General features: G+C 41.4%; 16 protein-coding genes. 3 read left to right on the top strand and 13 right to left on the bottom strand.

The features are described from left to right. The first annotated feature begins 15 nt into the window (after window positions 1-15). Window positions 16-1302 (top strand): beta-ketoacyl-[acyl-carrier-protein] synthase family protein, encoded by a 1287-nt coding sequence (locus tag EGM47_RS08745; RefSeq protein WP_124980431.1) that lies wholly within the window; start codon window positions 16-18, stop codon window positions 1300-1302. 38 nt (window positions 1303-1340) lie between these two features. Here the strand turns inward: EGM47_RS08745 and EGM47_RS08740 are convergent, their stop codons facing one another. The 7 genes from EGM47_RS08740 to EGM47_RS08710 form a co-directional block, all read right to left on the bottom strand. Further along, window positions 1341-2024, bottom strand: a complete 684-nt coding sequence (locus EGM47_RS08740; RefSeq protein WP_124980430.1) for an RluA family pseudouridine synthase — start codon at window positions 2022-2024, stop codon at window positions 1341-1343. A gap of 5 nt (window positions 2025-2029) precedes the next feature. After that, on the bottom strand, window positions 2030-2524 hold the full coding sequence (locus EGM47_RS08735; protein WP_124980429.1) for a YehS family protein: 495 nt from the start codon (window positions 2522-2524) through the stop codon (window positions 2030-2032). A gap of 21 nt (window positions 2525-2545) precedes the next feature. Next, a complete protein-coding gene (locus tag EGM47_RS08730) occupies window positions 2546-3475 on the bottom strand; it encodes a hypothetical protein (protein WP_124980428.1) in 930 nt (309 codons plus the stop codon). 238 nt (window positions 3476-3713) lie between these two features. Next, complete coding sequence (locus tag EGM47_RS08725) at window positions 3714-6170, bottom strand: glycoside hydrolase family 9 protein (RefSeq protein WP_124980427.1); 2457 nt, start codon at window positions 6168-6170, stop codon at window positions 3714-3716. A 161-nt stretch (window positions 6171-6331) separates the two neighbouring features. Next, window positions 6332-6835, bottom strand: a complete 504-nt coding sequence (locus EGM47_RS08720; protein WP_124980426.1) for a DUF6787 family protein — start codon at window positions 6833-6835, stop codon at window positions 6332-6334. Window positions 6836-6849: 14 nt separating this feature from the next. Continuing rightward, the gene (locus EGM47_RS08715) at window positions 6850-7260 is read right to left on the bottom strand and encodes a DUF6146 family protein (RefSeq protein ID WP_124980425.1); all 411 of its coding nucleotides are present in this window, start codon (window positions 7258-7260) and stop codon (window positions 6850-6852) included. A gap of 229 nt (window positions 7261-7489) precedes the next feature. Continuing rightward, window positions 7490-8134 (bottom strand): DUF937 domain-containing protein, encoded by a 645-nt coding sequence (locus EGM47_RS08710; RefSeq protein ID WP_124980424.1) that lies wholly within the window; start codon window positions 8132-8134, stop codon window positions 7490-7492. A 180-nt stretch (window positions 8135-8314) separates the two neighbouring features. On the opposite strand from EGM47_RS08710, the gene EGM47_RS08705 reads away from it, so the two are divergent. Beyond that, window positions 8315-8746 (top strand): hypothetical protein, encoded by a 432-nt coding sequence (locus EGM47_RS08705; RefSeq protein WP_124980423.1) that lies wholly within the window; start codon window positions 8315-8317, stop codon window positions 8744-8746. 6 nt (window positions 8747-8752) lie between these two features. On the opposite strand, the gene EGM47_RS08700 is transcribed toward EGM47_RS08705, so the two are convergent. The 4 genes from EGM47_RS08700 to EGM47_RS08680 all read right to left on the bottom strand — a co-directional run bounded on the left by EGM47_RS08700 (window position 8753) and on the right by EGM47_RS08680 (window position 13141). Beyond that, window positions 8753-9469 (bottom strand): pirin family protein, encoded by a 717-nt coding sequence (locus EGM47_RS08700; RefSeq protein ID WP_124980422.1) that lies wholly within the window; start codon window positions 9467-9469, stop codon window positions 8753-8755. 438 nt (window positions 9470-9907) lie between these two features. Further along, entirely contained in the window at window positions 9908-10861 is a 954-nt protein-coding gene (locus EGM47_RS08690; RefSeq protein ID WP_124980420.1) for a D-2-hydroxyacid dehydrogenase, read from the bottom strand. 29 nt (window positions 10862-10890) lie between these two features. After that, complete coding sequence (gene serC, locus EGM47_RS08685) at window positions 10891-11952, bottom strand: 3-phosphoserine/phosphohydroxythreonine transaminase (protein ID WP_124980419.1); 1062 nt, start codon at window positions 11950-11952, stop codon at window positions 10891-10893. A 73-nt stretch (window positions 11953-12025) separates the two neighbouring features. Then, on the bottom strand, window positions 12026-13141 hold the full coding sequence (locus EGM47_RS08680; RefSeq protein ID WP_124980418.1) for an acyl-CoA reductase: 1116 nt from the start codon (window positions 13139-13141) through the stop codon (window positions 12026-12028). Window positions 13142-13176: 35 nt separating this feature from the next. Between EGM47_RS08680 and EGM47_RS08675 the strand changes: the two genes are divergently transcribed. Continuing rightward, window positions 13177-13527, top strand: a complete 351-nt coding sequence (locus EGM47_RS08675) for a 4Fe-4S binding protein (protein WP_124980417.1) — start codon at window positions 13177-13179, stop codon at window positions 13525-13527. 68 nt (window positions 13528-13595) lie between these two features. On the opposite strand, the gene EGM47_RS08670 is transcribed toward EGM47_RS08675, so the two are convergent. Both EGM47_RS08670 and aroB read right to left on the bottom strand, forming a co-directional pair. Beyond that, entirely contained in the window at window positions 13596-13904 is a 309-nt protein-coding gene (locus tag EGM47_RS08670; protein WP_124980416.1) for a hypothetical protein, read from the bottom strand. An 85-nt stretch (window positions 13905-13989) separates the two neighbouring features. Next, window positions 13990-15060 carry a 3-dehydroquinate synthase gene (gene aroB, locus EGM47_RS08665; RefSeq protein WP_124980415.1) on the bottom strand — a complete coding sequence of 357 codons (1071 nt, stop codon included), beginning with the start codon at window positions 15058-15060 and terminating at the stop codon, window positions 13990-13992. Window positions 15061-15087 lie beyond the last annotated feature (27 nt).

Here is a 15087-nt window from a genome sequence, read left to right as displayed (position 1 = left end):
TGAAAAACAATAATAATGGATGTAAATGAGGCCAGGGTTGTGGTGACGGGCTTGGGGGTGGTTGCTCCGAATGGAGTGGGTGTTCCCGCTTTCGCGAAAGCGTTAACGGAGCAAACCTCTGGAATCAAACAGGACCAGGAGCTTGCGGATTTACAATTTGCCTGCCAAGTCTCCGGAACCCCACCATTGACCGAAGACCTGATCGCCCAATATTTTAGCCCGCTGCAATTGCGAGGACTTCATGCCACTGGTCTCGTATATGGTGTGATTGCAGGTAAGGAAGCTTTTGCTGATGCAGGTTTAACACCAGCTGGACCCGATCAACCGCTTTGGGAAATAGGTATTGTTTTTGGAACTGGGCAAAGTGGAGGTCATAAATTTAGAGAGGCTATTCATTTAATTGATCAAGGTAAGGTAAGGCGATTGGGAAGTAATAGTGTGATCCAAACCATGACCAGTGGTATCAGCGCATGGCTGGCTGGCGAACTGGGCTGTGGTAATCAAATTACTTCTAATTCTAGCGCTTGTTGCACAGGTACCGAGGCTTTATTGATGGGGTACGAACGCATAAAAGCGGGAAGGGCATCCAGAATGATTGTAGGTGCTACAAGTGATTCTGGACCTTATATCTGGGGAGGGTTTGACGCGATGAGGGTTTTAGTCACCAGATATAATTATACTCCGAGCCAAGCCAGCAGACCTTTTTCCAATGATGCAGCTGGTTTTGCACCAGGAAGTGGCGCAGGAGCTTTGGTACTAGAAAGACTGGATCTTGCCCTAGAGCGTGGTGCTCATATCTATGCAGAGGTCAAGGGTGGTGCTTTAAATTCTGGCGGACAACGATCCAATGGCAGTATGACAGCTCCCAATGCTCAGGCAGTCCGCGCGTGTATTGAATTGGCTTTACAAAACGCCGCCTGTTCGCCAAAAAATATTGATGTCGTCAATGGACATCTTACGGCCACAGGAAAGGATGATGCAGAGATTGCAGCCTGGTGCGCCGCTTTGGGACGCACTGGAAAGGATTTCCCGACAATCAATAGTTTTAAATCCACCATTGGACATTGTTTGGCTGCGGCAGGAAGTATAGAACTGGTAGGTGCCGTCTTGCAAATAGACCGACAATTTTTTTACGGAAACACAAACATCAGTCATCTCAAACCAGAAATCGCTGATTTGATCCATCCTGATTGTGTACCGATGAAAAGCCATTCCATGGAGATCAACAAGCTTATTAAAGCTAGTTTTGGTTTTGGCGATGTAAATGCATGTGTTGTTTTAGAAAAGTATTTAAATAAATGAAATATAGTTCATTATGAATGTTTAAATAAAGTATTCATTTAAATTGAAATACTTCTCCAAAGCGTATCTTTTTCATTGACAGGCGCAATGATTTCTACAGGTTCTTTGCGCACCGGATGTTCAAATTTTAAGCTTCGGGCGTGCAAATGAATGCTACCGTCTGTATTACTGCGTTTGGCACCATATTTCAAGTCTCCCTTAATCACACAGCCAATCTTTGCCAGTTGGGTTCTGATCTGGTGATGTCTTCCTGTTTCCAATTTGATCTCCAATAAGCTATATCTATCCAACTGCTGAAGCAATCGATAGTTTAGAATGGCTTTTTTTGAAGAGGGAATCTCGTGATCGTGAGCGTAACTTTTGTTTTGTTTTGGGTTGCGCTTAAGGTAGTGCACCAATCGGTCAGATTCCAGCGGTGGTTTCCCTTCTATTATCGCCCAATAGGTCTTTTCGGTTTTATGATCGGCAAAAAGTTTATTCATCCTGGGCAGCGCTTTGGACGTTCGAGCAAATATCACGACTCCGCTGGTAGGACGATCTAAACGATGAATTACCCCTAAATATACAGCACCAGGTTTATCGTATTTTTTGGCGATATAGGTCTTCAATACATCGGGTAGGGTAGTATCACCAGTACGGTCACCTTGAACCAGATCGCCTGCATGTTTATTGATGGCAATCAGGTGGTTGTCTTCAAATAGGATTCTGGAAGAAAGAGACATGATGATTAGGATCCTTTTTTCTGTTTTTCTTCCCAAAGACGTTGTCCTTTGCGCTGTAACTGGAAGCCCTTTAGGAATTTGCGCAAGTATTGATCATTAAGTGCAACGTATTTAGGGTGTTTGGGATTACGGAAAAAAGCACTTAGCTCAGATTCTGTAATCTCTTGCCCGCCTTTTTTGATCAAATGAACAATTTCATGGGATTTGAAGTTGAAAGCAATCTTCAGCTTGCGGAGGATCATATTATTGTCAAGTACTGTTTCGGCAATCGGAGTTTGACCATTTTTCTTTCCGCGGTGATGAACGATCAGTCCGTTGAGAAAGGTAGCCAGGTTTTCATCGATTACGATATCGTATTGCTCGTGGTCTTCAGGCTTTAACCAGTCACTTACCTCGGATCTGGATACTGGTTCGCCTCCTTTTGCATAAATGTCCATCATGGCATCATCACCCATGTCTAGAATGTAGCGCAATCTTCTTAAAATATCATTGTTGTCCATGAGGTAGAATGATTGCGTCAGTTATTGGAGGTTAGGATAAAACTCGATGCTGCGCTGAATCAGATAGGCAGGCTCGCCGTCTAAGGCTACTGTTTTTTGAATCCAGTCCCCTCGGCTGCTGTTTTGGTAACCATAAGTATAAGTATGAAAACCTTCTTCAGCAGACTTAAACACCACTCGCTCTGCTTCAAAGCCATTATCGTTGTAAGTAAAGGAAGTGTCCGTGAAGTCATCAGTCGCATGGTTGTAAGTTGTTTTTCTTACCAATTGGGCAAGTGCATTTCGGTAGTAAGTCCAAGTCTTTACAGGGTTGTTTTCGGCATTGTACTCTGTAATTTCTTCGGTTTTACCGTTGTCACTGATCACTTTGATGGTAGTTTTTTGCAACCGGTTGTTATCATCAAAATGTGTCTCTACCGTTTTCGTATCGTTAGGGTAAGCATAAGCAATGGTATGATAGTCGGTGGTCACCAAATCAAAAGATTTTTCCTCAATCAATCTAGCCTCATCATCATATTGGAAATCAGTAGAAACCATGATTTCTCCGCGTTTACGTTCCTGACGCGCTTTGGGCTGACCATCTAATCTATAAGTGTAGGTATAGGTAAGGCTATCCAGGGGAGAGGACATGGTATAAATGAGCTCTTTTTTCCCAGTATTTTCATTATAACGATATCCTTTTTCTGAAAGCAGGCTTCCATCAGGACGATTGCTACGATGTTTTAATAAATGACCACTAAGGTCAAATTCGCGAATTTCATTCTCGGCATACTCATATTCATCAGTAGGCTCCTCTTTGACAAAACGATTCTCCGTACCAGAAGCTTTATAAACCGTTGTCTTTATGGACTTAATCCCTTGAAATGGGGTAGGATTGACCACTGTATTCTGGGTTGGACTACAGGCAGTTAAAACTAGTAATATGGTGTAAAAAAGGTAACGGAGCTTCATTATGCTGATTTAAAGCTATAAAGTTACGGACTTCCTAAATATTAACTCCTTTCTAGCGGTATAAAACTCAGTTGGTCTATTGCTAGAAATCGGTAGTTCTGTCTTGGATAGCATAAACGGCGCTCGATCTTTTAATCGGTTTTCAAAATTTTTCACAAAAAAACCCAATTCAAAAGAATCGGGTTAATGGTGGTTGGAAAATTCAAATAAATATTGCTTTCACAAGTTCATCAAGAGGCTAATGCTTGATAAGTTTTTCCACATATTGCTCGTCACCATATTTTGCTTTGATGATATACATTCCTGGGGTTAGATTGCTTACGTCAATAGTTGAATCAATGGTATCGATCTTCACCTCTCTCACCTTAGAACTATTTAATTGAAAGATTTCAATGGTAGGTGAAACATCGCTATGGTTTGATTTGAAATGCAACGTTTGACCAACTGGATTAGGATATATCTTAAAAAATCTTTCTTCAAAAACTGCTTGATCCGTGGAAAGGGTTGCTAAGGTCTGATGGTATTCCAGGGCGCTACTTGTGTAAAACAAAGGCGCATTCCAGTTGATGGTTACTTCATTGGTACTATAAGAACACCAAGTGTCAGAATACGATCTGGCTGGAGCGGTAGAAGGGTAATTACAACCATCTGGTTGAAGTGAATGTGGCCCTCCGGCCAGCATACCAGGAACAGGGTCGGCGATGGCGTCCGCCTCAGAGATTCGATGGTGTGGTGCTAAAACTCGTTGATCACCAAAACCAGTGACCATACAATATCCGGTACCATTTCTTCCCAACAGGTAGTCCATTCCTTTATATGCGGCACTCAAATAGGAATTGTCATTAGTATATTGATAGGCATTAAGCAACAGCATGATCTGATTAGCAGCACCTCCATTACTTCCCCAGAAATAATCCTGACTTCCCATACCGATCTCCATTACCGAATTATTGATCCTGGATCGAATGCTATTGGCTTGGGTAGTCAATTTAGAGCCAACCAAAGATAAGTTCACCGAACTTCCTACCGTAGCAGAGTTGGTCAATAAGGAATACATCCCCAAAGTAGCCACATTCGGCCAGCCTGGTACACTACCGTTGGCATCATTTAAATCAATGTCATTCAAATACTGGGATTGTCCAGTAGTAATAAACAATTCGCAGGCCGCCCAAAAGAATTCATCAGTCATGTTACCATCACCATATTGTCCGGTAGTAACATCACTAGGCTGGTTGTAATAAGTGGTAGGATTGTTCTTGGCCCAGGTGTATGCGTTTTCCGCCGCTTGCTGTAAAATTGCACTGTAACCAGGTTTTTCGTTCGGAAACGCTGCATAGATTCGTGAAGCCTGTGCCATCACTGCTGCAAAATTAAGTGTAGCAGCTGTTGTTTTTTGAACGACGTACCTGTTCAAGTTATATGCATCGGGCATAATGATACCAGAAAAATTCAATCCAGTCAACTTGTGATAAACACCTCCATCCAGGTCCTGCATGGTCAACATCCAATCAATGTTATAAGCCGCTTCATCTAGTACGTCTGGCATACTGTCTCCTGATTCAGGAATGTTGATGTCGTAATTGGTATGAAAGGCTGGGTAGTGCTCGTAAGAAGCCAATAGCGTATATGTACTGATACCACTATTAACAACATATTTGTTATAGTCACCCGCATCATACCATCCTCCTGGGCTGGATATGATATCGCCGGTCTGTCTTGAACCATCTGCAGCAGAGGAATGTATACGAACCTGTGTATCGGGAAGGCCAAACGGTCTAGCATATTGCCCGCCGTGTGTTGTGGTAATAGCAGTCGATGCACGGTTGAAATAATAATATTTTAACGCCGCTTCGGACAATGCTAAATATGGTTGTTCGGCCACCGTAAAAGTCACATCCTCTTCTGCGGTGACAAATCGATAATCACCCGGTGTGTCGATACCACTGATGTCAATTTGAGTAACATAAAATCTGGCTTCAGACCAATAACTAGATCCTGAAGTTGTTCCACTTAATAGGCTAGTTCCAGAGGCGTCAAATACATCATAATCTATAGATGGCAGCTGAGTGTCATATACCAGGCTAATGGTTTTAGGCTGACCAGTAAAGTATCCAATTTGATTATATCGTGCATAGTGAGTTCGGGTAGGAGCAGGCCCATTTAAAGATTCTCCAAAAGATATCCAATCTATCTCGATATTACCGTTAAATCCTCCTTGGGCAGCGTTAACAAAAAATACGAGGTCGGTAATATTCGAACTGTCAACTGCACATGGAGCCATAGATGAGGAACAAGGACCACCGTAACCACCATCCTGCAACTTTCCAGTATAATTTATCTCAAATTCTTGATAAGTAGATGTGGCTTGTACACTTGAGGAGTTCAAATTTGTCACGTATCCAGTTTGGTCTTGTAAGTCAATACGCAAATCGACACTAGTACTACTTTTTACACGGATAAACAATTTAGGACTAGAAGCAATATCAATGCTACTGCCCATGGAATAAATGACTGGAGCAAAGGCACCAGCGGTTCCATTTCCACTAAAGGTCAATACGCTATTTCCTGTTGTTGTGCTATAGCCCGGAGCAGCATAACTGATTTGGGAACTACCGTCAAAATGATCACTGTAAACTACTTGAGCTGTACTCATTAACCCGAAAAGGGATAGTAGGCAAAGGGTAATGTTTTTCATAACTATTTCGAATTACCGAAAATTATGCAAAAAACCAATGGTCTAATTTCAATATTTTACCTTTTATTAATATTATTTTACCAATAATATAATTAAGCCTGATATTGCTGAGAGGAGTTCGCTTAAAGAATCGCCTTTTACCCCTTAAATGTTTCGGATCATTATAGTTTCAAACCGAACCTGGATAGCATCTTTTTCTCAAAACTCCAGAAAAAATCAAACTGTCCAAACAACCAACCCATAGCCAACAGTAAAATTTGGTAAATTGGAAAAATGATCAGAATCCGCATCGGCCAAAAGAACCAGCCTGACATATTCTCGCTACTTATGCCGATCCATTCCATGAAAGGACCTGAAATTCGTGCAGAAAGAGAGCCTGTTACGGCAAAAACAATGAATATGGCAATCAATTCCCACCTGTACGTGACTTGCCAGCGCTTTTTAAGCTTGGTAAACAACCATATACATAACCGATAAAATATATAAGCAAATATCAAGCTGGTAAGAAGAACAAAGACATATTCGTAAGTTACATCTTCAAAATACCCAGGAATGATTTTTGTGGCAACAAAAAAACCACAGGCTAAAAGGCCCAGGACTCCCAACACTATATAAATCAATTGCCAATTCTGGGTAATTTCCCAGCGTCTTTTTAGTTTTTGCATACCGCAAAAATAAGCTAGAGAAGCCTTTGATTATAGCGTTGTTCAAAGAAAAGAAAATAATTGTAGAGCATATAGTTGACCTCATATCCATAATCTATATCACGCTCATAATCTATAGGAAAAGGGTACAAATTAGGATCGAACTGTATCGGGTTTCTCGACCTTAAATTATAAATTAAGACTTTTCTGGAGTTGACTATCTCCATGGTGCTCTGTGAGTAAAAACCTCTGGGAGGCTGGGTGGCTAACCAGCTGAAAAACCCAGGTTCAATGATGATGACTTCATACTCTAGACTGTCATTGGCAATTCGCAAGGTATCATTGACTTGACCTGATGCCTCAGCAGAGTTTGATTTTTGTGACGACACGCTACCACAACCCACAAAGATTGCGGTAACCATTATGCTATAGATTAAATTTTTCATGCCACAAATATGTTACCTTTAATTATAGGCAGCAATGTTCAATGAGTCATCGGTTCTTTTCAATGAGGGATTTCCATTAGTAAAGGAAAAAGTTCCTTCAAACCAATTAATTTCAATGCAAGGATAACATTGGTGTGTGGCTATTAGTATCATTAAAACATTGGTTGGCATTAGTGCCATTCAATCTTAATTGGACCCCAGGACTTTAATTTTCAGGTTGTCCGCCCAATCACTTGCCAAATATCCCTCCCAAAAGACCTCCAAGTCCTCCTTTTTTCTTCTTGTCACCTCCAAGCACTATGCCAGCGACATCATCAATAACACTACCATCACCATCTGCATCAAGTATGCTTTCAATAAAAGATTGGTCATGAGTACCGGATTGACCTAATACAGATCCTAACATACTCCCTAAACCACTGGAATCAGTAGAACTTTCCTGCTTCTGTTTACTCAAAACACCCATGAGGATAGGGGCAGCGATTTTGATTATTTTACTCACGCTTTCCATATCCATCCCACTGGATTGGGAAAGCGCATTTTCAACTTGCGGTTGTTTGGCTCCTAATACATGTCCCAGGATTCCCGCTCCATCTTGCTCCAATTGATCAGGACTGCCCGCACCGTCTCCAAAAATACCTCCCAGCATGTTCAATACATCACCACCCTTATGTCGCGGGTCGTTGAGCGCATTGTTTAATGAAGCTGCTCCTTCTGGAGTTTTAGCATTGCGTTGCATCGCACCTAATATTAAAGGCATCGCCTGTGACAATACATTTGCGGTCTTATCTGAAGGTTGACCAGTTTTCTGAGAAGCACCGTTGATCAGCGTCTGTCCCATATCAGATTGTAGTAGGTCTAAAATAGAAGCCATGTCAAATATAAATTATAAATAATTTTCAAGTTACAATTTTTTTCGGATCCCTTCTAAGAATAAAAAGGCTATGATCATACTTCAGAGGTCATATCCATGCTTCCCTTTGGTCGCAAAAGCTTGTACCAACCACTTTTTGAATCTTTATTATTTAATGTACCTTCCCTACAAAATTGATTTATGTTACGATATCTATTTATATTGGTTTTGATCTTCGCAAATAGTTGTGGCTCCCAAGGTGCCGATACAGATACTTCCTCAAAGGCAGTGCCTGGTATTTACACGCTTAATGAAATAATTGGTGGTAGAGCAGGCGGTGAGTTGAAGGGTGATAAATTACCTTTTGAAGAAACTTACAAGTTTCGGTCGGACGGTACCTTTATAAGGTTGCGCAAAGATCAAGGGCAAAGCATTGAATTGACAGGTACGTATGAATTGAAAAGCTATGCCAGTGAACAACATATCGAATTATCCTACGATCAAAATTCAGATATCGTGGGTAATTGTTCTGGAAAAGAAAAATGGGAGTCCTTTTATATCAATGAGCAAAATGCTCTACAAAACAATTGGATGGCTTGCGATGGACCTGGTTATGTTTATACCCGACAATAAGTAAGGTTATACTGTCATCGGTACCTCCATCAAAAGCATTTCTGTTTGATGAGATAAAGCGGTAAGTGTAAAAGTATCAACTTCCGTGATAGCCAACGCATCTCGCATTCCCAAATGTTCGCCTGCTACCGTAGCTTTACCATTGATGACAAAGGCGTAGACTCCATTGCCTTTTTGCTTTATTTCGTAAGTCAACTTATGGTCCTGATCCATATTGGTCAAATGAAACCAAGCATTTTGATGAATCCACACTCCTTCATCATCTTTCTGGGGAGATAAAATCTGCTGTAATTGGTTATGCCTATCTTTAGGGTCTAGCGTTATTTGGTCATACCTGGGCTCCACCTGTTGACGGTTGGGAATAATCCATATCTGAAGAAATTTCACCTCCCTATCGTTATTCGCGTTCTTTTCGCTGTGGGTAATTCCCGTACCTGCGCTCATCACCTGAATATCTCCATTTTTGATGATGGCCTTACGACCGGTACTGTCTTGGTGCTCGAGGTCACCTTCTAACGGGATACTGACAATCTCCATATTGGCATGTGGGTGTGCCCCAAAACCCATTCCGCCATTGACGGTATCGTCGTTGAGTACCCTTAAAGCACCGAAGTTCATCCGCTGCGGATTATAATAATTGGCAAAGCTAAAACTGTGGTAACTGTTCAACCAACCGTGATCGGCATGGCCTCGAGAATCTGCGGTGTGAAGTTCTGTTTTCATAACTACAAAACTATTGTAGGTACAAATATCATTGTGTTAAGCTTTTAATAATGTACCAGTGAACAGATTAAAGCTGTTGATTGGTCTTGTCATTGTTGGAGCGCAGCCGATCAATCAATTCCCAAACCAACAAACCTAAGCCCAAGACGAACAAGGTGTGGAAGAAATAGAGTAGCCAACCAGAAAGTTCAAGTACCCAATATCCAAGACCAGTAACAACAACCAGCCAGCTTCCCAATATCAACCTAATACTTGATGGGTAATCGTGAAGAAATATTGCTAGCTTCGCAAAGCCGCGTATATCATGGTAACCCATACTCAAAAATAGGTGTAGATGACTTTTTCAAAATCATTAGACCTTCCATTACTATCCATTTGCCTTATAAATGCAGTTAGATTTCAACACAGTAAAATGGAAGCAACGGAGTTGTATTCAAATCACCCCAAAATCTGGATGATCTGATCGGCCAGCTCAGTACCTATACGGTCTTGGGCTTCATTGGTGGCAGCACCTATATGAGGGCTCAAGGATAATTTTGAGTTCATGAGAAGGACGACTTCTGGTTGGGGCTCTTTTTCAAACACATCCAAGGCGGCAAATGAGATTTGCTCGTTTTCCAAGGCTTCGACCAAGGCTACTTCATCGACTACACCACCTCTCGCTGCATTGACTAATGCCGCTCCATTTTTCATTTGGCCCAATTCTTCTTTACCAATCACGTATTTATCCTGTGCGGGAACATGTAAGGTAACAAAATCAGCGTTTTGAAGTAATTCATCCTTTTCCACCAGCGGTATTTTAACCTCGATCTTCTGTCCATCAAAAAGTTCCCAGGATATTACCGGCTCAGATGCTGCATAGCTGTCATGTGCTATAACATTCATACCAACACCAGCAGCAATTTTGGCAACCTCTTGACCAATTCGACCTATACCAATGATTCCTAAGGTTTTTCCTCTCAGCTCAGTCCCTTTGGCATATTGTTTCTTTAAACCTTTAAAATTGGTTTCTCCTTCCAAAGGCATGTTTCGGTTGGCATCATACAAAAATCTAACTCCGCCATACAAATGAGCAAATACCAATTCGGCTACACTGGCACTACTGGCAGCAGGGGTGTTGATTACCTTTAATCCTTTATCACGAGCATAGGCGACATCTATATTGTCCATTCCTACACCTCCGCGACCGATGATTTTCAAGGTTGGACAATTATCAATAAGGTCTTTGCGAGCAGTGGTTGCTGATCTCACCAGTAGCACAGCGATATCATTTTTATTGATATAATCCTGGAGTTGTTCTTGGGCGACATTGGTTGTGATCACTTCATGCCCAGCTGCTTCTAGTTTGGCGATTCCGCTTTGAGATATTCCGTCGTTGGCTAATATTTTCATGGATGACTGTTTTTACAGTGGTTGATAGGTTAGGCTTTTTGTTCAAATTCTTGCATGACCTGGACCAAAGTTTCAACACTTTCCAGGCTTAGGGCGTTATACATGCTGGCTCGATAACCTCCTACAGATCGATGTCCGTTGAGTCCGTTGATCCCTGCATCTTTCCAAAGTTGGTCAAATTGAGGTGCCATCGACTCATCTTTAAGCACAAAAGTGGCATTCATTGCAGATCGATCTTCTTTGTCCGTCACAAAACCTTGGAACAATTCATTGCGATCGATCTCATTGTAGATCAAACTGGCTTTCTTATTGTTCAGGCTTTCAATGGCTTCAACACCGCCATTGTCCTTCAACCATTCCAAGGTCAACATGCTCACATAGATAGGAAAAACAGGAGGAGTGTTAAACATAGAGTCTTTGGAGATATGAACCCTATAATCCAACATAGATGGTATTTGTCGGGATACTTGTCCCAAGATATCCTCTTTGACTACAATTAAGGTAGTTCCTGCAGGACCCATGTTTTTTTGCGCTCCTGCGTAAATCAAGTCGTATTTGGCAAAATCCCGCTTGCGCGAAAAGATATCACTGCTCATATCACATACCAGGGGCACCGATACATCAGGTGTATACTGAATTTGCGTACCGAAAATGGTGTTATTGGTTTGAAAGTGGAAGTAATCCACATCTTCAGGAATCACATATCCTTTGGGGATGTGGTTATAATTTTCATTGGCGGAAGAGGCGACTTCGATCACTTCACCAAACATTTTGGCTTCTTTGATCGCTTTTGCGCTCCATGTACCCGTGTTGAGATAGGCCGCCTTATTCTCCATTAAATTGTAGGCTACCATTAAAAATTGCATACTGGCACCACCGCCTAGAAACAAGGCTTTGTATCCTTTATTTTCAAGTCCAAGATGTTCCAGCGCCAATTGTTGCGCTTTTTCCATTACCGCGACAAAATCCTTGCTGCGATGTGAAATCTCGAGTATACTTAGATCATTAAAATTTAAAACTGCCTGTGCAGCTTTTTGGAAAACTTCTTGAGGAAGGACACAAGGTCCAGCGCTAAAATTGTGCTTGAGCATGAAACGGCTTTTCTGGTGAACTACAAAAATGCAAAACCCCCATGGTTTTTATGTTATCAAAGCCATAAGGTTTTTAAGATAATGTCAACAAGAATGCCATCGTATCCACTCCATCGGCATAGTCTTTAAGTCCAGGTTGTTGGGTAGTTCCAAAATCCACCACAGTAGGGGCTGGAATGACTCCCAAAGCGCTTTCCAATGAATTGGCCATCTCACCTCCGGCTACAACACATTGCAGCTGTTCGGCATTCTCGGTCAATTCTTTTAGGAGCGTATCTTGATCCTGATAATAACTATATCCCAGACTGGCAATAGGAGAGGAGTAGCTATCTTCTTGCTTCAACAACAAAAATTCGTTGTCCAGCAAATCAAATTCACTCATGAGATACACCGCTTTATTGTAGTCATAATTGTTCACATATTTAGCATTTTTGATGAGTTCGCGTTGCTCATACATCCCATTGAAAAACAGATCAAAATTGAACCCATGGGGAACTTTGATATGACTCACACTGCGACATCCCAATCCAAAATATTGAAAAACATCTCGACTCAAAGCCTGCATATCTTCCAGGGTTTCTTCTCCTGTCAAAACCGCCAGGCTATTTCTGTTTTTCCTGATGATATTTGGCTTTCCGCCAAAATAATGCTCAAAATATCTGGCTGTATTGTTACTGCCTGTGGCGATGACAGCATCATGTTGTTCAAGTTTACCTTTGACAAAGGAATAGGATTGATTTAATTCTGGTAGTGCCTCAGTAGCCATTTCCAGCAACATAGGCAAGAGCACATCGTCATTGGTCGAGTATTTAATCTGGGCGTGATGACCTGCTATAACAACACACAATACATCATGAAAAGCTACCAGCGGAATGTTCCCTGCGGCAATAATGCTGATGGTTTTAGGGGTGATCGAGCTCAGATGATAAGGCTCCAGCCAACTATTTAGGTTTTCCTCAGTAAGTGCGGCAGACCATTGTTCCAGCGCATGCCTTAAGTTATCTGGAGTGAACCAATTGTTTTTAGCTTCGGCCTCCAACAATTTTTTAGAAATGACATCCTGCCATTTGGCATTCTTGTTTTCTGCATTTCCTAGTTGACCTTCTAAGTATAAGGATAGGAGTGATCCCGCTTTCGCGAAAGCGGAAATACGATCATTTAACGAGCTATTAATTGACAATCTATTCACCAGGCACTATTTTTGCACAAAAGTAAATAAAAGCTATGGCAATCATCATTACCGACGAGTGTATTAATTGTGGCGCTTGTGAGCCCGAATGTCCGAATACCGCAATCTATGAAGCGGCAGATGATTGGCGCTATGCCGATGGAACTGATCTTGATGGAAATGTAGTGCTACCTTCTGGAAAGGAAGTGGACGCCAATGAGACCCAGGAACCAGTGAGTGATGAGTTTTACTATATTGTTCCTGATAAATGCACTGAGTGTGTTGGTTTTCACGAAGAGCCCCAATGTGCTGCCGTTTGCCCAGTCGACTGCTGTGTTCCAGATGAAGATGTGGTGGAGTCGGAGACAGAGTTGCGCGCAAAGCAATCTTTCATGCATAAAAATTAAATCCTCAATTATTTGAAACCATAAAAAACGCCAGGTTGTTGCCTGGCGTTTTTTTGTGTTCATTTGATTTATTCATCTTCTTCCTCGGCATTTTTAACATCCTCGGGAGTAATTTCAGGAAGCGCATCTGGATCATCCATTTCTTTGGCCGAGTAGTCATCCTCATCAAAGGCATCCATTTGCATGGAGAGCCTTTTTGAAATTTTGACCAGATACTTGGTGTCCTCAGTCACCACTTCTACCGCTTCAATGGTTTCATATTTATGATTTTTAAAAGTGATTACGTCATCATCGCCATAACCATCAGGATACTTTTCAACCAGAAGGGCTAGCACTTCAGGAGTAAGTTTCTTGTAATCAACAATTACATTTCTCATTGCCAAAACATTTAATGTTTAATCGAAAGTATATATTTTCATACAACTTTCAAAAAATAAGTAAGAAGATATTCTTAGTTGCTATCTAATTGTTCAATAAGTCAAATGCCGATATCACCTCTGTCTCTGGGATGATTTGATCGATGACATAAGATCCTATTTGAGCGATCAGCACAAACCTGATTTGTCCATTGATATTTTTTTTATCATGGGTCATATAACCCAGTATTTCTAGTATATCATGCTGATCAAAGGCCAGTAATAATCCTAGTCCTTTATACCAAGTAGCAATGCTGTCAAACTCCTCCTTGGAAAGTCCCGCCTGTTTCAGGCTTAGAAAACTTTCTAAATATAGTCCTGCAGCAATGGCCTCTCCATGGAGCAAAGCAGGGTGTCGATCACTGGCCAGACAAAAGGATTCTATCGCATGGCCTATGGTATGACCAAAGTTCAATGATTTCCTAGCGCCATTTTCATTTAGGTCGCTTTGTACTACATCATTTTTAATAAGAACACTCTGATAGATCAAATGCTCAAAGGTCTCTGAATCAAAAGTGGCTCCTTGCGACAACATATTTTCCCAATATACCCGATCTGCGATTAAACCATGTTTAAACATTTCGATACTACCATTGATCAACTGGCGTTTTGGTAAACTCTTTAAAAAAATACTGTGAACCAAAGTCATGGCAGGCGTATTGATCACACCCACTTGATTTTTTAAGTGTCCTAAATCCACCCCATTTTTACCTCCAATTGCGGCATCCACCATTCCTAATACTGTGGTGGGCACATGAATAAATTCGATACCTCTCTTAATCGTAGAGGCAACAAATCCGCCTAGATCTGTAATTACACCACCTCCTAAGTTGATTATCAAGCTATTACGATCACATCCTAATTCTATCAATGCATTCCACACGCCAGTACAGGTGTCGATATTTTTGTGCTCCTCTCCGGCGTCAATTTCTATGACTTCTATACGGGCTTCAGTTTGTAGGAAAGGTATAAAGACCGGATAGCAATGCTGCATGGTATTCTCATCTACCAAAATAAATATGACACTGGGCTGTAATTTCTTCACCAATTGATTCATGGCGTCAAATGCCTTGTCTTGAAAATGAATTTGGTAATCTGCTCCGTGTATTGAATCCATATAAAAAGTCTAGTTGGGAATACTTTG

The organism is Nonlabens xiamenensis (assembly GCF_003865345.1).
Taxonomy (GTDB): domain Bacteria; phylum Bacteroidota; class Bacteroidia; order Flavobacteriales; family Flavobacteriaceae; genus Nonlabens; species Nonlabens xiamenensis.
This window is presented reverse-complemented; position numbering and strand designations above follow the sequence as displayed.